Annotated in this window: 16 protein-coding genes and 6 tRNA genes; 9 read left to right on the top strand and 13 right to left on the bottom strand. The window is 52.6% G+C overall.

Annotated features, from left to right (window positions below):
- Window positions 1–115 precede the first annotated feature (115 nt).
- The 8 genes from LC073_RS12635 to LC073_RS12670 all read right to left on the bottom strand — a co-directional run bounded on the left by LC073_RS12635 (window position 116) and on the right by LC073_RS12670 (window position 11,889).
- Window positions 116–1,504: a class II fumarate hydratase gene (locus LC073_RS12635; protein ID WP_226647597.1), complete on the bottom strand. Its 1,389-nt coding sequence runs from the start codon at window positions 1,502–1,504 to the stop codon at window positions 116–118.
- A gap of 58 nt (window positions 1,505–1,562) precedes the next feature.
- Complete coding sequence (locus LC073_RS12640; RefSeq protein ID WP_226647599.1) at window positions 1,563–2,009, bottom strand: DUF4399 domain-containing protein; 447 nt, start codon at window positions 2,007–2,009, stop codon at window positions 1,563–1,565.
- 318 nt (window positions 2,010–2,327) lie between these two features.
- Window positions 2,328–2,762, bottom strand: a complete 435-nt coding sequence (locus tag LC073_RS12645; RefSeq protein ID WP_152456343.1) for a hypothetical protein — start codon at window positions 2,760–2,762, stop codon at window positions 2,328–2,330.
- A gap of 211 nt (window positions 2,763–2,973) precedes the next feature.
- Complete coding sequence (gene ligA, locus LC073_RS12650; protein WP_226647601.1) at window positions 2,974–5,025, bottom strand: NAD-dependent DNA ligase LigA; 2,052 nt, start codon at window positions 5,023–5,025, stop codon at window positions 2,974–2,976.
- A gap of 171 nt (window positions 5,026–5,196) precedes the next feature.
- Window positions 5,197–6,231 (bottom strand): cell division protein ZipA, encoded by a 1,035-nt coding sequence (gene zipA, locus LC073_RS12655; RefSeq protein WP_226647604.1) that lies wholly within the window; start codon window positions 6,229–6,231, stop codon window positions 5,197–5,199.
- Between the two features lie 23 nt (window positions 6,232–6,254).
- Window positions 6,255–9,758, bottom strand: a complete 3,504-nt coding sequence (smc, locus tag LC073_RS12660) for a chromosome segregation protein SMC (RefSeq protein ID WP_226647607.1) — start codon at window positions 9,756–9,758, stop codon at window positions 6,255–6,257.
- 353 nt (window positions 9,759–10,111) lie between these two features.
- Complete coding sequence (gene ccmI, locus LC073_RS12665) at window positions 10,112–11,365, bottom strand: c-type cytochrome biogenesis protein CcmI (RefSeq protein ID WP_226647609.1); 1,254 nt, start codon at window positions 11,363–11,365, stop codon at window positions 10,112–10,114.
- Window positions 11,362–11,889: a cytochrome c-type biogenesis protein gene (locus LC073_RS12670; protein ID WP_226647611.1), complete on the bottom strand. Its 528-nt coding sequence runs from the start codon at window positions 11,887–11,889 to the stop codon at window positions 11,362–11,364. The genes ccmI and LC073_RS12670 overlap by 4 nt, the downstream gene beginning before the upstream one ends.
- A gap of 175 nt (window positions 11,890–12,064) precedes the next feature.
- Between LC073_RS12670 and LC073_RS12675 the strand changes: the two genes are divergently transcribed.
- The 6 genes from LC073_RS12675 (at window position 12,065) to LC073_RS12700 (ending at window position 13,602) form a co-directional block, all read left to right on the top strand.
- Window positions 12,065–12,140, top strand: a tRNA-Val gene (locus tag LC073_RS12675).
- Window positions 12,141–12,188: 48 nt separating this feature from the next.
- A tRNA-Asp gene (locus LC073_RS12680) sits at window positions 12,189–12,265 on the top strand.
- A 440-nt stretch (window positions 12,266–12,705) separates the two neighbouring features.
- Window positions 12,706–12,781, top strand: a tRNA-Val gene (locus LC073_RS12685).
- A gap of 48 nt (window positions 12,782–12,829) precedes the next feature.
- Window positions 12,830–12,906, top strand: a tRNA-Asp gene (locus LC073_RS12690).
- Window positions 12,907–13,402: 496 nt separating this feature from the next.
- A tRNA-Val gene (locus LC073_RS12695) sits at window positions 13,403–13,478 on the top strand.
- A gap of 47 nt (window positions 13,479–13,525) precedes the next feature.
- A tRNA-Asp gene (locus LC073_RS12700) sits at window positions 13,526–13,602 on the top strand.
- A 112-nt stretch (window positions 13,603–13,714) separates the two neighbouring features.
- Here LC073_RS12700 and LC073_RS12705 read toward each other — a convergent pair.
- Both LC073_RS12705 and LC073_RS12710 read right to left on the bottom strand, forming a co-directional pair.
- A complete protein-coding gene (locus LC073_RS12705) occupies window positions 13,715–14,173 on the bottom strand; it encodes a GFA family protein (protein ID WP_226647613.1) in 459 nt (152 codons plus the stop codon).
- Between the two features lie 382 nt (window positions 14,174–14,555).
- Window positions 14,556–15,437 (bottom strand): patatin family protein, encoded by an 882-nt coding sequence (locus LC073_RS12710; RefSeq protein ID WP_226647615.1) that lies wholly within the window; start codon window positions 15,435–15,437, stop codon window positions 14,556–14,558.
- A 181-nt stretch (window positions 15,438–15,618) separates the two neighbouring features.
- Between LC073_RS12710 and LC073_RS12715 the strand changes: the two genes are divergently transcribed.
- From LC073_RS12715 to LC073_RS12725, 3 genes are all read left to right on the top strand, one after another.
- Entirely contained in the window at window positions 15,619–16,116 is a 498-nt protein-coding gene (locus tag LC073_RS12715) for a PH domain-containing protein (protein ID WP_226647617.1), read from the top strand.
- A gap of 113 nt (window positions 16,117–16,229) precedes the next feature.
- Complete coding sequence (locus LC073_RS12720; RefSeq protein ID WP_226647619.1) at window positions 16,230–16,964, top strand: esterase/lipase family protein; 735 nt, start codon at window positions 16,230–16,232, stop codon at window positions 16,962–16,964.
- A gap of 139 nt (window positions 16,965–17,103) precedes the next feature.
- Window positions 17,104–17,565, top strand: a complete 462-nt coding sequence (locus tag LC073_RS12725) for a GNAT family N-acetyltransferase (RefSeq protein WP_226647620.1) — start codon at window positions 17,104–17,106, stop codon at window positions 17,563–17,565.
- Between the two features lie 19 nt (window positions 17,566–17,584).
- On the opposite strand, the gene LC073_RS12730 is transcribed toward LC073_RS12725, so the two are convergent.
- Genes LC073_RS12730 through LC073_RS12740 form a run of 3 tightly spaced genes read right to left on the bottom strand, consistent with a single transcriptional unit; the run spans window position 17,585 to window position 22,060 of the window.
- Window positions 17,585–19,093 carry a PepSY-associated TM helix domain-containing protein gene (locus tag LC073_RS12730; protein WP_226647622.1) on the bottom strand — a complete coding sequence of 503 codons (1,509 nt, stop codon included), beginning with the start codon at window positions 19,091–19,093 and terminating at the stop codon, window positions 17,585–17,587.
- 46 nt (window positions 19,094–19,139) lie between these two features.
- Window positions 19,140–19,778 carry a hypothetical protein gene (locus LC073_RS12735; RefSeq protein ID WP_226647625.1) on the bottom strand — a complete coding sequence of 213 codons (639 nt, stop codon included), beginning with the start codon at window positions 19,776–19,778 and terminating at the stop codon, window positions 19,140–19,142.
- Window positions 19,779–19,816: 38 nt separating this feature from the next.
- Window positions 19,817–22,060 (bottom strand): TonB-dependent siderophore receptor, encoded by a 2,244-nt coding sequence (locus LC073_RS12740; RefSeq protein ID WP_226647627.1) that lies wholly within the window; start codon window positions 22,058–22,060, stop codon window positions 19,817–19,819.
- Window positions 22,061–22,137 lie beyond the last annotated feature (77 nt).

Raw genomic sequence — 22,137 nt, forward strand, 5'->3', positions numbered from 1 at the left:
AGATCAGGCCACCCTGCTGCGCCTCTTTCGCTGGATGATGCTCATGACGTTGATCATTACCCTGATACTGCTGGGCATCGGCATCTTTGCCTAATTTTCCTGACCTAAAGAGGGGCTATTCGCCCACTATCCCTCCCTTGGCCAAGTGTGCTGGGTCCAACAGTTCCTCCAAGGCGTTACGGTCCAGATCGGTCATTTCCAGCGCCACGTCCATCACTGGACGACCACTTTTATAGGCCGCCTTGGCAATTTCTGCGGCTTTCAGATAGCCGATGACCGGGTTAAGGGCGGTCACCAGGATGGGGTTACGCCCCAGGGTTTCCTCAATATGGGGGCGGTTTACAGTGAAACTCGCGATCGCCCGATCCGCCAGCAGCTGTGCGGCATTGGCCAGTAAGTGAATACTCTCCAGCAATGTGCTGGCGACTAGCGGCAACATGACATTTAGCTGGAAATTGCCACTCTGCCCAGCCACAGTGATTGTTGCATCATTGCCCATCACCCTAGCTGCCACCATTGCGGCCGACTCGGCAATTACCGGATTCACCTTGCCTGGCATTATGCTGCTACCCGGCTGCAGAGCCTTGAGCTCGATTTCCTTGAGACCAGCCAGTGGGCCACTATTCATCCAGCGCAGGTCATTAGCGATCTTCATTGTCGCCACAGCCAAGACCTTGAGCTGCCCGGACAGCTCCACGGAAGTATCCTGACTGGAAATCGCCTCAAAAAAATTATCCGCAGGGCGGAATTGCTGGGAGGTGTGCGCACTCAACTTTTGCGCAAAAAGCTCGGCAAAGTCAGCGTGGGCATTGAGACCAGTACCCACCGCCGTTCCGCCTTGGGCCAACTGAGCCAAACGAGGCATACAACCGCGAATACGCTCGCGACAGGCTTCCACCTGTGCAGCCCAACCACTGAGTTCCTGGCCCATAGTGATGGGAACCGCATCCATCAAGTGGGTTCGACCCGTCTTGACGACGCTTTCCAGCTCCGCGCTCTTATTGCATATTCCTGTATGAAGATGGCGCAGTGCCGGCAACAGTTTATCGCGCACTGCAAGTAGAGCGGATACATGTATCGCCGTGGGAATCACGTCATTACTGCTCTGGCTCATATTGACATGGTCGTTGGGACTGATGGACAGGCCATTACCCTCTGTAGCAAGGTGCGCCAACACCTCGTTCACATTCATATTTGAACTGGTGCCAGAACCGGTTTGGTAAATGTCCACAGGAAAATGCTGCGCATACATCTCTTCGCCAAGGCGGTCGCAGGCTGCGATAATCGCGGTTGCCCGCGCTTTATCGAGTAAACCCAGGTCCCTGTTGGCCTCAGCGGCAGACTTTTTAATTAGCACTATGGCACGGAGAAACTCAGTGGGTAGTGGCTTGCCACTGACTGGGAAATTCTCTACAGCCCGCTGAGTCTGAGCACCATAAAGCGCCTCCTGGGGCACCTGAATTTCGCCGAGGCTGTCCTTTTCAATACGGTATTTGTCGCCCATTTATATCTCTCAGGGTGCACTCCTGTGCACCATTCAGAAGTGTGGAATTTGCCAGTATTTATTCGACTACTACAGTAATTTTCTTCGACACTATCGGATTTTCGTGCGGCACATGCATATAGTTGCCCAGCACCAGTTGTAGCGTATGTTTGCCGGGCGGCAAGGTCACCTGAGTTTCCGTCTGCCCTCCACCGAAGTGAACAATATTTTTAGTCGCAGGCAGTGGCTTACTCAGATCTGGCATATCATCCACATCGATCAGCAGGTGGTGATGGCCGGTGTTATCGCGCTGCACGCCCGCCGGGGCGACGCCCATACCAGACAGACCAAACTTTACAGTGAAAGTCTGGGGCACCTTCTCACCATCTTTTGGGGAAATAATATAAAGCTTGGCTTGTTGCGGAGTCTTTTCCGCTGCTTCGGTCTTGGCTTCATGCTCCGCTGCGTGCAGCAGTGGCGACAACATCAGAGCGCTGGCGAAAAGTAGAGAATTCGCTTTGATCATAATTTTTCCTTCCTGATAAGGCGCCTGCGGCGCCAACTCTTATCATCTGGCTGAACAGCCGACCAACCCCAGATTCTGCGATGAGGTGGCAAACAGCACTTTACCAGACCAAAGTCCCACTGAAAGGGGGTTTCAGGGAATATAGTTGTCGAACTGGTACAAAGCCCCGAAATCTGTGACTGGTGCCTCGAGAAAAGGCTGGCGCAGAGGAGAAGACGATGAGGAGAAAACTATAAAGAAGCCTTAAAGAGTGCGGGAAGAACTGTGGGAGGGGATCAACAGTATGCAGGGGGCTGGGACCCGCAAGAGCGAGCCCCTCTAGACACTCACCCGCCCCTCCTGAGTCCATTCGCAACGCACCTGCATATCACCGCTGCCGGGCTCGTGGTAGAGACCTGCGGCCTCCCAGCTAAAGGAATGCACCCCAGAGAGTTCGGTCTCCAAATGTACCGTGGCGGAAACCCAGTACATGCTCCTCAGCAATTCCTCAAACTTCTGAATCCACATATCCCATTCATACTCCACCGCTCGATAGGAGGCACCAAAATGGATGACATCCGTTTGGTATTGGGACTGCTTCATTTTAATGGTGGGGATAGAGAACATGTCGCGACAGAGAAAAGGCCACTCGTCTGCACTGGGTAGCGCCAACACTGCATTGCGATTGATTCGACGGCGTTCGCTGCCCCCGGCAAGGCTATTACTGTCCTTGATACAACCGTAGACTATGGATTCCTGATCGCCCTGAAGCATTAATTCCATTCCTTACCACAGCGCCGCCGGACATCAGGTACCCAGGGCAAAAAGATCTAAGAGACGCACTTTAACGGCGAAGCGACCAGAAAGCCATAACTCCACAGACGTTCATTAGCGTTGCCCTAAGTTTCGCCGATTTATTTACTCATTGTTTGTGCGCTTTAACGGCAAGTGCGAGCACTGCTTCACAGTGCCCGCGGAATTAGGGTTAAATTTCAAAGCCCCGCTGACGCAACATTTCCATCAGGCCCTCTTCATCCATTACCGGAATATCCAACTCCCGCGCTTTATTCAATTTCGAACCAGCACCAGGGCCCGCCACGACATGATGGGTTTTTGCAGAGACACTACCGGCCACCTTGGCGCCAAGACGCTGCAGGTAGTCCTTAGCCTCACTGCGTGAAAGGGTTTCCAGCTTTCCAGTCAGCACCCAGGTCTGGCCCGCCAGGGGTTGCTCCTCGGCACCAGTTTCTTCCACCGCCCAGTGCACACCGGCCTGGCGTAGGGCCTCTATCTCCTCCTGGGCGTGGGATTGCTGGAAGAACTCGGCAACAAAATGAGCAACAACAGGCCCCACATCTTCCACTTCCTGCAGCGCCTCTTCACTGGCCGCCATTAACGATTCAAGGGAGCCGAAGTGACGCGCCAAGTTGCGCGCAGTCGCCTCCCCCACTTCGCGAATACCTAAGGCGTAAAGGAATTTAGGCAGGGTGGTATCTTTGCTGCGCTCCAGGGCATCGAGTAGGTTTTGTGCGGACTTCTGCCCCATGCGCTCGAGCCCGGCAACCTGTTCGAGATCCAGGTGATAGAGGCCGGAAACCGAGTGCAGCAACCCCTCATCCACCAGCTGCTCAACCAATTTGTCCCCCAGGCCATCGATATCCATCGCCTTACGTGAAGCGAAATGTTTGATCGCCTGCTTGCGCTGGGCGCTGCAAATCAAACCACCACTGCAACGGGCAACCGCCTCTCCGGGAGTGGATTCCACCGGCGAATCACACACCGGGCAGTGCGTGGGAAACTCGATGACACGGGCATCTTTCGGACGTTTGCTCTCCACAACCGAAACCACCTGTGGAATCACATCCCCAGCACGGCGAATCACCACGGTATCGCCGATCCTCACACCGAGGCGCTGGATTTCATCGCGATTGTGCAAGGTCGCATTGGAGACAGTCACTCCGCCGACAAACACCGGCTTGAGGCGGGCCACCGGGGTCACCGCACCGGTGCGACCAACCTGAAACTCCACATCCAGAAGCTCGGTCATTTCTTCCTGTGCGGGAAACTTGTAGGCCATGGCCCAGCGCGGCGCCCTGGCGACAAAACCCAAACGGCGCTGCAGGGGAATGCTATTCACCTTAAACACAATGCCATCGATATCGTAGGGTAAACCCTCGCGCTTATCGCCGAGTTCACGGTGGTATTCGATGCAGGCCTGGATATCCGCTGCCACACGCATTTCGCTATTCACCCGAAACCCCCATTGCCCCAGTAACTCGAGCGTTGCCAGATGTTCTTCCGGCAGAGAGGCCCCCTCGACCAACCCAGTGCCATAGACACAAAGCTCAAGCGGGCGCTGCGCGGTAATGCGGGAATCGAGCTGCCTTAGACTGCCCGCCGCCGCGTTGCGGGGGTTGACGAACAGCTTCTCGCCTGCGGCCGCAGCCTTGCGGTTTAACTCGGCGAAGCCCGCCTTGGGCATATAAATTTCACCGCGCACTTCCAGCACAGCCGGGTAGTTTGCGATCCCCTCCCCTACACGTAAACGCAGTGGCACCGAGCCCACGGTGCGCACATTCTTCGTAATATCTTCACCGGTGGTGCCATCACCTCGGGTCGCCGCACGCTCTAAAATGCCATCGCGATAGAGCAAACTGATAGCGATACCATCCAACTTGGGTTCGCAGGCGTATTCGATTGCGCCCTTGCTATTCAGGCGGTCTCTCACCCGGCGATCAAACTCCAGCAGCTCCTCATCACTGAAGGCATTGTCCAGAGAAAGCATGGGTACTTCGTGGCGCACCTCAGTAAACGAAGACAGTGGCTCGGCGCCAACCCGCTGGGTAGGTGAATCCGGGCTCAGTAACTCCGGATATTGCCGTTCTATATCCTGCAGCTCTCTCAGGCGGCGGTCGTACTCCGCATCCGGCAATTCGGGGTTATCCAACACATAATATTGATAGTTGGCCTTGAGGAGCAGCTCGTGCAGGGCCTGCACCCGCTCGCGCATCGACTGGGGGATGGATTGATTGGTCATCGACTGTTCGAGTGAAAATAAATCAAAAAAATTGAACTCAAATGCAACAGCGGCCCCAGGCCGCGGTTGAGCCCGAGGGCTTTTCCGCGAGCTGGGGCCGCGCTGTTACAAAGTAAGAATTTTAAAAACTATACGTATAAAAGTTATGCGATCGAATAGTGTTGCAGACTATCAGCCTTGCGCCTTATTCAGGGCGCGGCGGCGCTGGTATTCCACTACGCGCTGGCGATAGTGCTCAGCGGTCTGGGCAGTGAAAACACTGCGATTTTCATCTTTCAGCTCACCACCGAGTAGCTCGGCAATTTTGTAGGCCGTCGAAAGCATCTGATTGAAAGCCTTAATCGCCTCGCCTTCAACCGGCAGCGCCAGGAACATACTGACTCCCGGAGTGGCAAACTCCTCCATTTGCGCCAGGTCAAACACGCCCGGTACCACAATATTGGCCAGGCTAAAAATTACTGCGCCATCGGCACCGCCACCCTCGTGGTAATGGAAGATATTCATCTCACCAAAACGCATGCCCGAGGCCACCATTACCCGCAGAAGATCGTTACCCTCAAAGTAATCCCCTTCAGGGGCCATAACATTAATAACCAACACTTCATCGCGGGCCGAGCTTTTTTCTGCAGAGGAATCTTTGCTGGACGACACATGCGTATCGGTTTCACGGAACTGGGAATCTACCCGCGGGGGTTTGGATTCTGCTCGCTCGTCGGAGATCGCACTGAAGCTCTCGGACTCATCCAGCGCTGGTTCAAAGCGCGGTTCCTCACCTACGGAGTCCATCAAGGTAGGCACCTGCTCCTCCAGATCCAACACACCCTGCTCATGGGTGTTGCGCTGAGGCGTGCTGCCAGCCAGGGGTTTGCGCGAGGAAATAAAGCTCTCTTGAACCTGGCGGTTCACATGCAGAGCATCTTCCATGGCGCGTCTCTGCACGACGCGCACCTGGCCAGGCAACTCACTGGTTGCGGGTCGCGGCCTTGCCTCTTCCTGGGATTCATCGGAAAACTCACCCACTTCGGGTGGGCGAGCCTGCTCCTGTACAAGCGGGTCCACATGGCCCCCTACTTCAGATTGCATTGCTTTGGACAGATTCCGCGACACCTTAACCGCGGCTTTCTGCCGCAAAATTGCGCGGCGTACACCGTCCAGTACCACTACAAGCAGCACTATAACGAGGATCGTAACCAGCCAGTTATCCATTTAAGCGCTCCTCCTTTTACGCCTTATGCAGAAGCCAGCTCAGCAGCTTCTTCCACATTTACCGACACCAGGCGAGATACACCCGGCTCATGCATGGTCACACCCAACAGCTGATCCGCCATCTCCATCGCAATCTTATTGTGGGTAATATAGATGAACTGAACGTGTTCTGACATTTCTTTAACCATTCGTGCGTAGCGACCTACGTTAGCGTCATCGAGAGGAGCATCCACTTCGTCCAACATACAGAAAGGTGCTGGATTCAAGCGGAAAATAGAAAATACCAGGGCGATTGCCGTCAGTGCTTTCTCCCCGCCGGAGAGCAGGTGAATTGTACTGTTGCGCTTGCCCGGTGGGCGCGCCATGATCGTAATCCCAGTATCGAGCAAGTCTTCTCCGGTCAGCTCCAGATAAGCATTACCGCCCCCGAAAACTTTCGGGAAGAGTTCCTGCAGACCCGCGTTGACCTGATCAAAGGTCTCCTTGAAACGGCTTCTCGTCTCTTTGTCGATTTTCTTAATTGCATTTTCCAGAGTCTCCAGCGCCTCCATCAGGTCACCATACTGGCGATCCAGGTAATGTTTGCGCTCAGACTCCTGTTTATATTCATCAATAGCGGCAAGGTTGATCGGGCCCAGGCGTGAGATACGTGCGGCCACCAACTCCAGATCTTCCTGCACCTGGGGAATCGTCAAATCCCCGGGCAGCTGCTCGAGCAGCTGATCCAAATCCTGTTCGTCTTCGCGCAGCTGTTCTACCAGGCCATTGCGCTGCACTTCGAGGGTTTGCGCAGAGAGGCGTTCCTGCTCCAGCTGCGCGCGCACGCCCTGCAAAGCCGCCTCAATTTTGTGCCGCTCCTGTTCCTGCTCGCGCAGGCCAGTCTCCACTTCTTCGAGTTTTTTGCGTGCTTCTGCCAGCTCAGTTTCCACCTCGATACGCTCACCCAGTTTTTCTTCCAGCTCTATCTGGAAATCCTGGGAGGGATCCTGGGTTTCAGCCATCTGTTCCTGCAACTGGGTACGGCGGCTGCGCAAGCGCTCCAACTGCTCGCTCATCACCTGTAGAGTACGTTCCAGAGAAACCATCTGAGTGCGTACCGACTGCTCGCGCATCGCCAGCTCGTGGGCACGATCCTTATCCTCGCGAGCGCGCTGCCTGGCAGCATCCAAAGATTCCCGCAGGGCTTCGCGCCGCTCCATCAGCATTTCGCGACGATCGGTGTCATCGCTCATAGCTTCTACGGCCTCCTGCAGCATCAGGCGCGCCTCGGAAAGTGACTCGCCTTCAATCTCCTGCTGCTCGCGGACCTCGGCGATTTCCTGCTCGACACGATTGCGGCGCTCACTCATCTGCTCGGCACGGGCGCGGCGGGCGGAGAGTTGGCTGCGCAGTTCGGCCTCGCGCCGCCCAAGCTGTTCGGAATCGTTGCGCGCCTGCTCGATCGCCCGCTCAACGCCCGTAACCTGCTCGCGCAGGGACTCGCGTTGCTCACTGCACTGTTCAATCTGCTCTTCACACAGGGATATCTCTGCAGACAGTGTCTCCAGGTCCTGCTTGCGGGCAAGTACCCCGGTCTCAGCATCACTGGCACGGCTCACCCGCAACCAGTTCGGTCCGAGCCAGAGTCCATCGCGAGTCACAATAGATTCATGGGGCTGCAGGCCAGTGCGCTGTGCCAGCGCCTCATTGAGATTGTCCGCGGTATAGATTCCGGCGAGCAGACCGGTGAGAGACGACGGTCCCTGTACAACACTTGCCAATGTGGGCAACTGCCCAACAGCCGCTGTTGCCACCTCAGTGCCATCGATAAAGACAGCCTGACCACTTTGCAGCTGCTCCAGACACTCGGTGAGACTTTCCAATTGCTCAACACAGACCGCCTGTAACTGCTGCCCGAGTACGGTTTCCACCGCAGTTTCCCAACCCGCTTGCGCCTGGATTTGGTCGGCGAGGCGGGGCCGATCACTCAGGGATTGCTGCTGCAGCCAATTTTCCACCGCCTTGCCCTGCCCTAAGGCAGCCTGTTGCAGTGCCTCGAGGGAAGCCTGGCGGCCCCGACTGGTTTGCAACTGCAGGCGCAACTGGTCCAGTTCCGTCGCCAGCTCCCGCTCGCGATTGCGCAGTTCCTGCAGGGATTCTGTGCGCTCGGCAGTTTCCTCGCGACGCTCCTGCACCTGCATCTCCAGCTCGGCGAGCTGTTCATTCAACTGCAGGGTTTCCTCGTCATCCTCGGAAACCTGCAGGCCTGCCTGCTCTGCAATAAGCTTGTTAATCCTCTCCAGCAGTCTCTGCCCGGAAGTCTCCAGATGCTGGATGCGGGACTGCTGCACCTCGGCTTTCTGGCGAGAGCCGGAAGCGCCCTGATTGAACTGGTCCCACTCGTTTTGCCAATTGCGCATCTGCTCTTCAGCTTCGAGTAACCCCGTTGCGGAATCCTCCTCAGCGGCAAGCACCATTTCCAGATCTGGAACGATCACTTCCAGCTCTTCCTCGAACTGAGCAGCCTTCTCGCGATCCACTTCCAGGTTGGTCTCCGCTTCGCGGAATTCCTGTTCGGTCTGGGCTAGGTCGGATTGCAGGCGAGTAGAGCGCTCGCGGGTATGGGCGATACTCTGCTCCAGGCGGGCAATGTCCGCACCCACGGCATAGAAGCGCCCCTGCACCTCATTAAAGCCATCGGATAACTCGTGATAGCCAACGCGCTTTTGTTCGATGCCGGTATCACAATTCACCTGCCGGGTTACCAATTCCTCTACGGTGAGCTCCAGTTCGCCAATCTGTTGCTGTTTGGCCACGGCCTGATCATTGAGCTCGCGGTATTTCAGGGCTTGCAAATTTGCCTTATAGCTGCGCTCTTCCTCTTTAAATCGACTGTATTTTTCTGCTGCGGCGGATTGTCGCTCCAAACGCGACAACTGCCGATCCAGTTCATCACGAATATCGGTGAGGCGCTCCAGGTTTTCCGAAGTACGGCGCATTCGGTTTTCTGTATCACGACGGCGCTCCTTGTATTTGGAAATGCCAGCGGCCTCTTCGATATAAACCCTGAGCTCCTCAGGCTTGGCCTCGATCAACTTGGAAATCATGCCCTGTTCGATAATCGCATAGCTGCGCGGACCGAGACCGGTACCCAGGAACAAATCCGTTACGTCGCGGCGGCGGCACTTCTCCCCGTTCAGGTAGTAGTTATTCTGTCCATCGCGGGTAACTTTGCGCTTTACAGAGACTTCGGAGAAAGCGGCGTAGGCTCCGGTCAATTTGCCGGCGGAATTATCGAAAACCAGTTCGATAGAGGCTTGACCGACAGGCTTGCGGCCACTGGAGCCATTGAAAATAACGTCTGTCATAGAATCGCCGCGCAGGTTTTTTGCGGACGATTCCCCCATTACCCAACGTACGGCATCGATCGTATTCGACTTGCCACAGCCGTTGGGGCCAACCACCGAGTTGAGGTTTGTTGGGAAATAAACAGTGGTGGGGTCAACAAAGGATTTGAAACCCGCAAGCTTGATGCACTTCAGACGCATGTATTCTTAAACTCGGTATTTTTTATCTTTGCCGGCCCGATCACCAAACACTCAATTGTACATGGCGCCACCGGGGCTTTCAGCGCAGCTTTTCACAGTATCTTTTCACGCGGATTATCGGCCGGAATGGCCAGTGGTCAAGTCAAGATCGCGCAACGACTTTAACTGGTACCCAACGCCAACATTTTAAACAGTACAAAACCAGCAGTGGCGACAAGACAAAATCTTATTGTCTACCGGCGCGGCTGTGACCGCTCGGGCCTTAAATAGTTCTCAGGTCGCGACACCCAAGCAGGCCGCGCCTTAAAAGAGCACCGCGGCCTACCTACGCAATGTTCAAATACCGAATAAACCTAAAGCTCTCGGTCGATCACTATAGACTGCGACTCACCCCAGCTGGATTTAGGCAGAGTCTTGATAGAGCCCTGCCAGTCGCCCGCTGCAGGGCGGGCATCTCCACGTAAAGCCAAGCGCGCGATCAGTTGCACCGTATCCACAGTGGAGATAGAGCGCCCCGGCATCATTGCCTGAGATTCGTCCAACACCACCTCGGCCGGCAACTGGCCTGCGGTAAGGCGCACAATCGCCAGAGGCATCGGACTATCAGTACTGCGGGCGTATATGAACACTGGGGTCGATGGGTCCGCTTTGACTTTATCGCTCAAACTCACCTGCACACGAATTTCTGCTGCGGCCTTGCTCTCCTCTGCGGCATTTTCCTCTACAGCGGCCTGAACAATCTCAACTGCACCATCTTTATCATCTTCAGCCAGGGCCTTTTCAGCACGGGCCACGCCCGCCGCCAGCGCCTCTGCCGCAGCAGACCCAGGGGCCAATTGTGCTAGCGCACCTTGCCAGTGATCCCGCGCCTTGCGGTAATCTTTATCCTCATAAGCGGCGATTCCTGCCAGCCCCAGCGCCGTGCCGTTACTTGGCTGGGTCGCCAGTACTTGGCCGACGAGAGTGCGAATTTCATCAGTGATCTTAGAGCCGCCGGCAAAAAATAGCGCTTGGGCCAATTCAGCCTTTACCAAAGCTGCTTCGGGTTCCCGCGATAGCACATAGCGGTAAGCACTCACCGCACCGTCGATATCACCACTGACCAGAAGCCTCTGCGCCAAGACGAAGCGACTGCTTAAGTCCTCTGGGTGAGTCTCTGCCCGCTGTTTCAACTGATTGGTAATACGCTCTTCAGTCGAGGAGTCCGCTTGCCCCTGCTGGCTGGCCAACATCTCACGGTACAGGGCTACTTCTTGCGGGCGCTCAGATAGGATATAGGTCCCCACAGCAAAAACAGGCACCAGAACCGCCAAACAAATCAGCAATCCGGAGCCACGCCGTGAGGGGGTCACTGCATTCGTACCTTCTTTGGCGCTCAACAGCTCGCGGGCCATCTCCGCCTCAAGCTGAGTAAATTGCTGCTCATCCATAGCGCCACTTTCCACCGCAGTACGAAGCTCCCGTGTGCGCTCTCGATACAACTGCGCCAAAGCCTCACGCTTATCGCCACCTGAGCGTCGGACTCCCGCCCCACGAAGCCCAGGCAAAAGGAAGACAAAAGCTAATAGCAATAGCAGAATCGCCAAACCAAACCAAACATCAGTCATTTGCTCTTCTTCCCAGGGTCAGTCAAATCGTCCAGGTCATCACCTAGCAGTTTTTTCAGGCGAACTCTCTCTTCTACAGTCAACTCACCGGAGCCATCTTCCTGGCTAGCACCGGTACCGCTGCGAGAACGCACCACAATCACAATCAAAGCCAGTAGACCTACCAAAGCAAAGATGCCAGGAGCCAACCAAAGCGCCAGAGTATTGCGCTGTACCGGGGGCCGATAGAGAACAAAGTCCCCATAGCGGGACACCATGTAGTCGACAATTTCTTTATCCGTGAACCCCTCTTCCAGCAGCCGGCGAATTTCCCGCCGCAAATCGGCGGAAATCGACGCATCCGAATCGGCCAGATTCTGGTTCTGGCATTTTGGACAACGCATTTCCTCAATCAGCACCCGGTAGCGGGCCTCCAGCTCCGGAGAGGACAGCTCCTCTGTCTCCACGGCCGCCTGCGCCACTACGGATAGGCACAGCAAACTCAATGCAAGTAGAAATTGCCCTAACCGGCTCTTCTGTTTCACGGCTTGTCCCACGCTCACACCCTGGAAATTTACGCGATTATAACAGTGTCGCCACTTGCCGGACACGTCCTCTAACTCGTTCTTAAATGCCTTAACTCATTGAAAGACATAAAAAAACTCAAAAAAGGCGTTGACGCCAACAAGAATATCATTAAGATACGCAGCTCCTGACGAGGGGTGGTTAGCTCAGTTGGGAGAGCGACGGCCTTACAAGCCGTAGGTCACAGGTTCGACCCCTGTACCACCCACCACTTCTCTTACTCTTGCCCGGCAAGAGCAATCAAGAGAAACAGGAATGCGGACCGGTAGTTCAGTTGGTTAGAATGCCGGCCTGTCACGCCGGAGGTCGCGGGTTCGAGTCCCGTCCGGTCCGCCATATACAAAAAAGCCCTGCTCGCAAGAGCGGGGCTTTTTTGTATATGCTCATTCCAGTGCACCAAAAATACATCCCATTAGAAAGTTGCCCCATACCCCAGAACCTATGTACAGCAACGTAATTCACTAAGAGATATGATGCACAACCAAAATATTTACCAACCTCCTGAGCGCACATAAAATTATTTGCCCAGTTATGCGCCCGGCAATTTCCAGGCCCGCTCGCAACCCACAAAAGCCTCTCACACTACTTTCTAATAACCGGTGCGATACACAACAAGCAGGCCATTTCTTACAAAATAATATTCCACCGATTAGCGCCAGAAAATAAACCCGCTCCTTGATTGATGAATTTTTATCCTAAGTCAAATTTTTAGAATTTTTTTGTCACAGCGGTTGACCACCCCAAAAATATCATTAAGATACGCAGCTCCTGACGAGGGGTGGTTAGCTCAGTTGGGAGAGCGACGGCCTTACAAGCCGTAGGTCACAGGTTCGACCCCTGTACCACCCACCACTTCTCTTACTCTTGCCCGGCAAGAGCAATCAAGAGAAACAGGAATGCGGACCGGTAGTTCAGTTGGTTAGAATGCCGGCCTGTCACGCCGGAGGTCGCGGGTTCGAGTCCCGTCCGGTCCGCCATATACAAAAAAGCCCTGCTCGCAAGAGCGGGGCTTTTTTGTATATGTACAAACCAGCAGCTTAAAGAAACTTCATACAGAAAGTTACCCCACTCCCCGGAGTCTATACCTGGAGACTCAAATGGAAACTCAATGTGAGCGTATAGTATGGCGCTCAGCCGTTGACCAACTCACAATCAAAGTTTCGACTTAGGAAATTTTCAGCAAGTACCTCCCTACCCGAGCCCCCACCCGAGCACGAAGTGATTCCAAACTGCTCGACAAAATATTGAACCAACTTACCTAGAAATAATTTTCATAGACTGCATTTAATTGCCGATCAACATGCAAAACTAAAATCAGTTTTAATTTCTAAAAAAAAATTCAGTAAAAGAGTGAAAGAAAAAAAACCCGGGAGTTGATGGTTTTTCATTCTAAATTAATTATTTATTTAATTTTTTTTGCCAAAGCTATTTACCCCAGGAAAAATATCATTAAGATACGCAGCTCCTGACGAGGGGTGGTTAGCTCAGTTGGGAGAGCGACGGCCTTACAAGCCGTAGGTCACAGGTTCGACCCCTGTACCACCCACCACTTCTCTACTCTTGCCCGGCAAGAGCAACAAAGAGAAGCAGGAATGCGGACCGGTAGTTCAGTTGGTTAGAATGCCGGCCTGTCACGCCGGAGGTCGCGGGTTCGAGTCCCGTCCGGTCCGCCATATACAAAAAAGCCCTGCTCGAAAGAGCGGGGCTTTTTTGTATGCGCCTTTGTATGTGCCAATAATCAACTGACCAGAAGCGGTTAAATAATTTTTTGAAGTCCGCTCTGATTCAAGTTTCCAGAAGCTCATTCTCTTCTTTTTCAATTTCTTCATGCAGTAGCCTGCTCAGCTCTTCCAGTTCCGGCATCTCTGAAAAGTGCTCTGCCTGACCACCAATTTCATCCCAATAAGCCTTGGAATCAACATGCAAGTGAGCCATGACCTTGCCACGAAAATCACTATCGAGCAGGCCCGCAGGAACCCAAAAATGTGTGGTATTACTCATCAAGTGAGGAACAGAGCTGCCGCAATGGCTGCAGAAATCGGAGCGGTAGCCGGTAGGTTTTCGATAGGAGGAGATTTTGTCCAACCCCCGCACCCAACGAAACTGATCGCGACCAATAAACATGGCAGCATCAGATGCAGAGCCACTCAGCTTACGGCAGAGCGAACAGTGACATTGATATAGGCCGGGTAGTGGCTCATCCAGCTGAAACTCAACGGCGCCACAAAGGCACTTTCCATTCATTCTGTCCTCCTTCCCCTATGCTTCTTATTCAAAATTCTGTGTGAAATTGATTTGGAACCAGCCCCCTTCACGATCCCGCAACTCAAAAAGTCACAATAGGAGGGTGGAAGTTCTCATAGCTCCACCTGGCAAGTCTTACGGTCAGGATGAGCATTATGGAATATTCAAGGGTTCCTTAGGTTAGCAACATTATCCTCTCCACACACAAGACTCCTACAGGTCAGGGAGGAAGTAAATGCCAATTTCAGGATACCCCATCAAAGCCATGAATCGACCATTCACCCGATCTCTTATCACCGCCTTCCAGTGAAGTAGATCACCTCAGCCAACCGCCAACAGTTAGCCCCCAACCAGTGAGTGTCCCCTAGCTCCCCTAGGGACTCTAGAGCTTTGTTGAAGCCGGTTCAGCTGCAGGGTCTCTCAGAAACTGCCGCCCCAGCTCACCCCCAATCTCATAGCCCCTCTCCAGCAACCCAATTTCCTGGGTAAAGCGTTTTACCGGGAAGTCTGCGGGAGGTGCAATCACTGATACCCGACAGTCCGAGGGAGGGGTGGTGATAAAATCTAAGGCACGGTTATAGCGCTCTCCACGCTCCAGGACCGCCTCAAAAAGGCGGGCATGATCATGGAAAAACTGCTTGATAAACCTCGGCGCAGAACCCACGGGCTTCCTATATCCCCGGGGGCGGGACAGAATCACAGTGATATCCCGCGCACCCTGTTCATAAGCCCGTATAACCGGAATCGAATCCGCTAGGCCACCATCGGTCATCGGTTCTCCGGCCACTGGTGGAAATTCTCGATAGGCCATGGGTATCGCGCAGGAAGCAGGAAATACCTCATGCATATTCTCCGGAGTCACGCACACATAGTGGGGCTGCCCGCTGGTGATACTGGTTGTCACGGCATAGAGGGGGACGCCATTTTCTGTGTAGCGCTCGATACTTAAAGGCACATCATTATAAGAAGCGTGCCACAGCCAGTTGATATCGCAAAAATGCCCTCCTCTCAGATAGCGTCGCCAATCAATGAAATCTGCTCGTGTGGCATGATCTAGCAAAATCTGACGACTGCGACCATAGTCACCCGATAAGTAACCAATTAGATTAGTGGACCCCGCAGAAACGCCAATAGCGAAGTCAAAGGGGCAGAAATCCTTCTCGATAAAGGCATCCAAGACCCCCGCTGCGAAAATTCCACGCATAGCGCCGCCTTCTACAACGAGGGCAGATTTCCGGTTTAGCTCTTCAATCCCACTTGTCATCGTTAATCCATTGTTAAAATCAATATTGTTCAAAGGCTACTTTTTAAGACTCCGCTTTGTTGGGCTTGCTCAGTTTTCCTTTAGGCCAATCCCCGAGTAGTTGGACAGTGGCTTTGCCAAGCTGATTCCATCAGCACTATGATTGAGGCATTCAGAATGTTCATTGCCTATTGAGTAATTTATGCCTCTTGTTGTTTTTCAAGCCCCCTGGAGCCGCCAACTAAAAATTATCAGCTTGTTGAGCGTTGTATTGCTTTTGGCGATACCTTTTATTCTGATTGGAAAGTCCCAGCAGAGCCCTTCACTCCTCTATAGCATTGCCATCGCCCTACCGCCGATCATTTTGCTGCTGGGCGCCGCATTTGCCATCCGTGGCTACAGCCTGACAAACAACAGCCTGCAAATACTGAGACCCGGCTGGAAAACCTCTATCTCTCTGGAAGGACTAAGGGAAGTCAAAGTTGACCCGAAAGCCATGCAAGGATCGGTCCGTATTTTTGGCAATTCAGGTCTCTTTGGCTACGTCGGCCTCTTTCAAAACCAACAACTAGGCCGTTACCGGGCCTTCGTCACAGATCAAGAAAAGGCACTGGTTTTGTATTTCCCCGGCAAAACCCTGGTAATCACCCCAGATAAACCAGAGTACATGGCTGAAATGCTGCGCCAATACATCAGATAGAAACCGGCGGCAAACTCTCAATCATGACCACCCTCCTCCTGAGCTGACGCCTTGGTTTTTTACAGGCCGCGCCGCATACTGCGATCGCTAGAGCCACTACTGAAAGAACATCAATGAAGAAACTTGTTCTCACCCTGTCGCTATGCCTTGGACCTATATTCCTGGGCGCCCTGTCAGTGAATGCCCATTCGGACTGCGTGATATTGCTACACGGTCTCGCCAAGTCAGATAGCTCCATGGCCAAGTTGGAGCAAGCCATCGGCACCGCCGGTTACAAAACCATCAATGTGGATTACCCCTCCACCCACTTTCCCATTGAGGAACTTGCTGGCAGGGCCATAGCACCCGCACTGGACCGCTGTGCTGGCCACGGAAAAATCAATTTCGTTACCCACTCTATGGGGGGCATATTGGTCCGCCAATACTTGAGCCAAGTTGATATTGAGAACCTCAACCATGTGGTTATGTTGGGCCCGCCCAATAAAGGCAGTGAAGTGGTGGATAAGCTCGGTAATTTCCCAGGGTTTGAATTTGCCTTTGGAGATGCCGGCCTGCAACTGGGTACCGGAGAGCTGAGCATCCCCAATAAATTAGGTAAGGCGAATTTTGATGTGGGTATCATCGCAGGCACCCGTAGTATCAACCTGATACTGTCACGACTGATTCCAGAGACAGATGACGGAAAAGTCTCGGTTTCCAGCACTAAACTGGAAGGAATGAATGACCACCTGGAAATGCCGGTTACTCACGTCTTTATGATGAAAGACAAAAAAGTCATCGCCCAGGTTCTCTACTACCTTGAACACGGCTCCTTTGATAGAGACGCTCAGAAAGCTCCGGCCAACTGAGTTACTCACAACAACCACCGGGCCTTTGCGAAAGATCGAAGGCCCGCTCTATTCCAACTTTTTTCCCCTACAAGCCGGTTTAACATCCAAGCTACCCTTTCCCTTTACAAAACCACCAATACAAACAGAGGCAAAAAAAGTGCAGTGGCAGTGGTGCAGCTTTCAACAACTCTCTACCGATCAGCTCTATGAAATTTTGCGAGCCCGCCAGGAGGTTTTTACTGTAGAGCAGGATTGCCCCTATCAGGATGCCGACGGCAAAGACCAACACGCTTGGCACCTGATCTGCTGGGATAAAGACAACAATTCCTCTCGCCTGGTAGCCTACCTGCGAGTGGTATTTCCAGGCAAAAAGTATTCCGAACCCTCAATAGGTCGAGTACTTACAAAGGAGTGCAGCCGCGGTACAGGCCTTGGCAAAGAGTTAATTCGCCGCGCAGTTGAGCAGACCCAGGCGGAGTATCCGGGCTTGGGAATTCGCATTTCTGCTCAGGAACATCTGCGCAGGTTTTATGGAGAGTTCGGATTTGAGCAGGTATCCGCCCCTTACGATGAGGACGGCATACCCCATATAGAAATGTTGCGCCCGGTAACGAAATAGATACCGGGCATCGCCAACTTTAATTATTTCCGACAGCCCCACCCATGGTGGAAGCAAAGGCGCCGTCCCGGTGCCGCACCCAGGTATACAGGCAGGAAGCTGCAATGCCCGCGGCAATCAACAACCATACCGTATTGGCAACCAACGAGGCCCTCACAAAGGAGTCCGCCCCATAGAGGGAGGCATGGACAACTACCGCCATTATGCAGGAAGCTATAGTGGCTCCACGAAGTAGCATGGACCAACCGGCAACAGTCCCCACAAAAGCGGCTATCACACTCAAAACGACTGTGGTCAGCCAGAATACCTGAGCAGCAGGTATAGCAAAGGCCAGATAAGTCACAGCACTCAGCGCAATGGCAAAGGGAATTCCCCAGACCTGTGCCATCCAAATACGCTCGAGACGCACTGCCGGCTGACCCCGCTGACGCTTACGCACCAACCAGATATTAATGCCCGACACTACCAGCACGCACATGCCAATCCCCAGCAAGAAATAGGCAATTTTTACCGGGAATCCGGAGAAATGCCCGAAGTGCAGTCGGAATGTGGAGAGGTACACCTGCTTGGCGGCATCCCCTTCAGACCAGCCCTCTTTTTCAATCAGGCTACCATCTGGATTAAAGTGATAGCGCTCTCCCCAAACCAGCTTCTCAGGAACCCGTGTCCAAATCTCCACAGCCTGCCCCTCGCGGCCAGGAAAGACAACCTCTAACTTAGTGCGTTCCTCACCCTGTGCGATTTGCTCCATTTGCGAAAAAATTGCGGCAAAATCCGGGAGAGGCACCTGCGCAGCGTTCTCTTCCATCACCGGATGCTCGCGATAAAGAATATGCTCTACCCTCTCGGTATCCCCAGCAAAGAAAACACCCGCAATTGCAAAGGCCGCAACCTGCGAAAGGCCGATAAAAGCTCCGGTAATAGCGATTGCCAAGTGAAATGGTGCAGCCCAAACACCTAACCGATTGTGCAAGTCCACCTGCTGCAAACGCTTTGAACCCGCCAAACGCAGAGAGAAGGCATCTTTGATGATTTTCGGGTGTGCCAATAATCCAGAGACAATCAGTGCAGTCATCAACACACCGATCAAACCAACAAGAGGCACCCCCAACCCCAAGGGCAGACTCAGGGCAAAATGCAAATAGGCGAGGAAGTGGGTCCACTTGTGCTCAACCTCACCCAGCAAAGAACCATCTTCAGCAACGTAGCGCTCTAAATCCCCTACTTCAACTTTCAGCCTGGGCATATCTGAGTTGGGGATAGTGAATTTTACCGAATCAAATTCTTCATTTTGTTCTTTCGCCAGGGCGACTGCCTGCTCGGTGGCAAGTTGGTACACGGAGGGGCTGACATCGAGGTTTTCCAGCTCTGAAGCCTGCTCCCAGCGTTCAAATTCGTTGTAAAAAACCGCAAGGGTTCCACTGACACAGACAATATAGAGCAGAGTGGAGATGGCCAGACCGAGAACTGAATGTCCATCTGTCATATCGCGCACAAAGGCGGGAGTTGGCTTTAGGGAAAATTTCACGTTGAATTCCTAATGAGGTCTCTTTGATCTCAAAATCATTATTAGCTTACGCCGCTGGCATTACGGCAAAGCCACTCGCCAGTGAAAAAACCAGCAGCGCCGCGCTGGGGCGCAGCAGTTTCTTATCCGCACTACACCAAACCATTGCCAGGGTCCAAACAATAACGGCAACAAAGGCCGCCCCCACAAGACGGGCACTCTCACCAAAACCGGTAAAGTCAAAATAAAGAAGTGCAGCCAATAGACCACTGACTGTTGGTAATAATGCGATAACCAAGAAACGTAAAACGCCTCGCAGCCATAATTGCAGCAAGGCCTCCTTGGGTGCCACTCCACCCGACCTCTGTTTTTCCTGCCTGGGGGGACCGCTTGGCCAATCGCCTTTTAAAGCGAGCAAGGTCAGGGCGGCCAGCATGGCCAGGAGTGTGGCAATACTCACACCATATTCCACCCCCACCACTGTGCTCCAGGCGAATGCCGATAACAACAACAGACCCCAACCCATCCAACGACGCAACGGCTGAGAGCCGCTGCGCAGCCAGGCTGAGTAGAGACCAAAAATACCGGCAATGGCAAAAACAGTGGCCAGTCCGGCAATGATGTAGAAGGAACTTGGCATAAATATCACATCGGGAGATTTTGGCTCCCGCCCGATGGTAAAACGCAAAAAAGGGAGTTTGCCCACAGACTCCCCCTGCGGACAAACTCCCAGTCTACTCTAACTTAGAAAGTGTAACGTGCCTCAGCAGTCACGTAGCGACGCTCGCCGTAGAAGCATTCAATTCTGCTTGTGCAGGATGTTGTATGAACTTCATCTGTTAAATTCTTCACGTTCAATTGAAGCTTCCAGTTCTCCAAGGTATACCCAATAGTCGCATCGTAAAGGGTATACGAGGGATTCTCACTTGGAAATTCTGACAAAGCAGTGTCTACATAAGCCATATAAAGAGGGTTACTTGCCACTACTGGATGAAGCAATAATGTTTCTCGGGAAACATTAAAGTTTGTCTGGCTTGCACCAACGTATCTTGCCCCTACACCAGCACTTAAACCAGACACCCACTCACTGAAATCATAATTAGCCCAAATAGAAGCTTGCTCACTGGGTACTGCATCAATTTCAGTTCCAACTTCGAATGGGGTACTACTCTCAGTTACCTCACTGTCTGTTGTGGAATAGTTTGCAACTAAAGTGAGTGCGCCCCATTGGCCAGTTGCTTCAAGTTCAACGCCTTCAATAACCGTTTCACCAGTTTGCTCTTGGATTCCTCCAATTCTTTTGGTGAGGCGGTTTTTCTGCTCAATCTCAAATACAGATGCAGTCAGAAGAAGATTAGCGCCCTCAGGTTGAAACTTTAATCCAGCCTCTACTTGCTCACCCAAGACAGGCTTGAAAGCACGGCCAAGCCCATCTGGATCAGCAACAATTGGTTGAAATGACTCAGAGTAACTCAAGTAAGGAGAAAGCCCATTATCAAAGGCGTACATTAAGCCAAAACGCGTAGTGACTTCTCTCTCTTTGTGTTTTGACTTATCTATTTTAGGGTCATTGCTCTGAACTCTAGAAGATGTCCTATCTTCACGCAGACCCGCATTAAAGATAAAGTTCTCAAAAGTAATCTGATCTTGAACGTAAAAACCTACTTGGTCAGTATTCGTATCAGATATATCTCTTGGGAGATCAGCCAATCCTTCTGGAACATTTCCATAAGTCGGATTATAGATGTCTATATAACCACCCAAACCAGGGGCCTTCAAAATACTATTATCAATTTCAGCATCTTGACTATCCAAACCGATTGAAACGTTATGCCCAAAGGGACCAGTTAAAAACTCACCAGAAAGGCGAAGATCCATAATTAATAGATCGCTATCAGCATCCTTCATATATGCTGTTCTAGGTGCCCAGCGAACATTCTTATCGATTCGGGATAAAAGACCCTCAACACTACTGTAATCGGGATACATTGAGTTGTAATCAACCTCACCTTTAGAGTAGCGTATCCCGGCATTAATACCCCAACTATCACTGAAGCGGTGATCTACCCACAAGCTATAAGATGTTTGCTCTGTATCGTATTTATCCCAACCTGGCTCACTCAAAAATACATCTGTAGGAATTTGCCCATTTTCATTATCAACCAACGTACCTCCAACAGGTAAGAAAGCTGTTGTTGAGCCAGTATCGTCTTTTTGATAAGTCGCAAGCAGAGTGATTTCTGTATCGGTACTTGGACGCCATGAGATAGAGGGCATAAACAGGTTGCTGTTATCATCAACATGATCAACCTGAGCATCGGCATCGCGCGCGTAACCCACTACACGATAGAGCCATTCGCCATCACTATCCAAGGCTCCAGTTACATCGCCCGCGACTACCTTACGATCATAGTCACCGCCCTGCACCATTAACTCACCGCCAAACTCCTCTTTGGGGCGCTTAGAAACCAGGTTGACAATACCACCAGTAGAGCCCTGTCCATAAAGGACCGAAGAGGGCCCCTTAAGAATTTCTACTCGCTCGAAGGAATAAAGGTTTGCTCGAGAGCTGGTGTAACTACCAAAAATTGTCTGTAAGCCATCCACAAACATGATTGGTTCAACTGCACGAACGGTGGACCAGTCACCGCGAGAATCCACTCCAAATCGACCACCATTCACACCAGCAGAATACTGAAGAATATCCTGCACAGACTTAGAGCCGGTAACATCAAAAAAGTCTTTATCGCGCAGAGAGATTGAGAACGGCGTCTCGTCTACCGGGATATCCAACTTACCAATAGAGGTCTGGCGATCCAGGTTGAGCTCGCCAGTTACGTTAACCTCTTCAAGAACTTCATTTTTATCTTCGGCAGCAAAAGCTGCAGAGCTGCCTGCGGCAACAGCCAGCGCCAGCAGAGAACGGCTAAGGCCGGAGATAACAGGAGAGGAGTTTTGACGTAAACCTTGGAAACGAGCGGTGCCCATGGGGATCCCTCAACAATCATTGGAAGTTTTTGTTGTCACAGCAACCGCTGCCAACATTTAATGACGCGGATCTTAAT

The organism is Microbulbifer variabilis (assembly GCF_020524905.1).
GTDB lineage: Bacteria > Pseudomonadota > Gammaproteobacteria > Pseudomonadales > Cellvibrionaceae > Microbulbifer > Microbulbifer variabilis_A.

Coding starts and splice junctions, on each gene's coding strand:
- ccmI (WP_226647609.1), bottom strand. CDS start 11,365: ATGACTGATGTTTGGTTTGGTTTGGCGATTCTGCTATTGCTATTAGCT.
- LC073_RS12710 (WP_226647615.1), bottom strand. CDS start 15,437: ATGACAAGTGGGATTGAAGAGCTAAACCGGAAATCTGCCCTCGTTGTA.
- LC073_RS12720 (WP_226647619.1), top strand. CDS start 16,230: ATGAAGAAACTTGTTCTCACCCTGTCGCTATGCCTTGGACCTATATTC.
- ligA (WP_226647601.1), bottom strand. CDS start 5,025: ATGACCAATCAATCCATCCCCCAGTCGATGCGCGAGCGGGTGCAGGCC.
- zipA (WP_226647604.1), bottom strand. CDS start 6,231: ATGGATAACTGGCTGGTTACGATCCTCGTTATAGTGCTGCTTGTAGTG.
- LC073_RS12705 (WP_226647613.1), bottom strand. CDS start 14,173: ATGAATGGAAAGTGCCTTTGTGGCGCCGTTGAGTTTCAGCTGGATGAG.
- LC073_RS12635 (WP_226647597.1), bottom strand. CDS start 1,504: ATGGGCGACAAATACCGTATTGAAAAGGACAGCCTCGGCGAAATTCAG.
- smc (WP_226647607.1), bottom strand. CDS start 9,758: ATGCGTCTGAAGTGCATCAAGCTTGCGGGTTTCAAATCCTTTGTTGAC.
- LC073_RS12740 (WP_226647627.1), bottom strand. CDS start 22,060: ATGGGCACCGCTCGTTTCCAAGGTTTACGTCAAAACTCCTCTCCTGTT.
- LC073_RS12715 (WP_226647617.1), top strand. CDS start 15,619: ATGCCTCTTGTTGTTTTTCAAGCCCCCTGGAGCCGCCAACTAAAAATT.
- LC073_RS12645 (WP_152456343.1), bottom strand. CDS start 2,762: ATGCTTCAGGGCGATCAGGAATCCATAGTCTACGGTTGTATCAAGGAC.
- LC073_RS12640 (WP_226647599.1), bottom strand. CDS start 2,009: ATGATCAAAGCGAATTCTCTACTTTTCGCCAGCGCTCTGATGTTGTCG.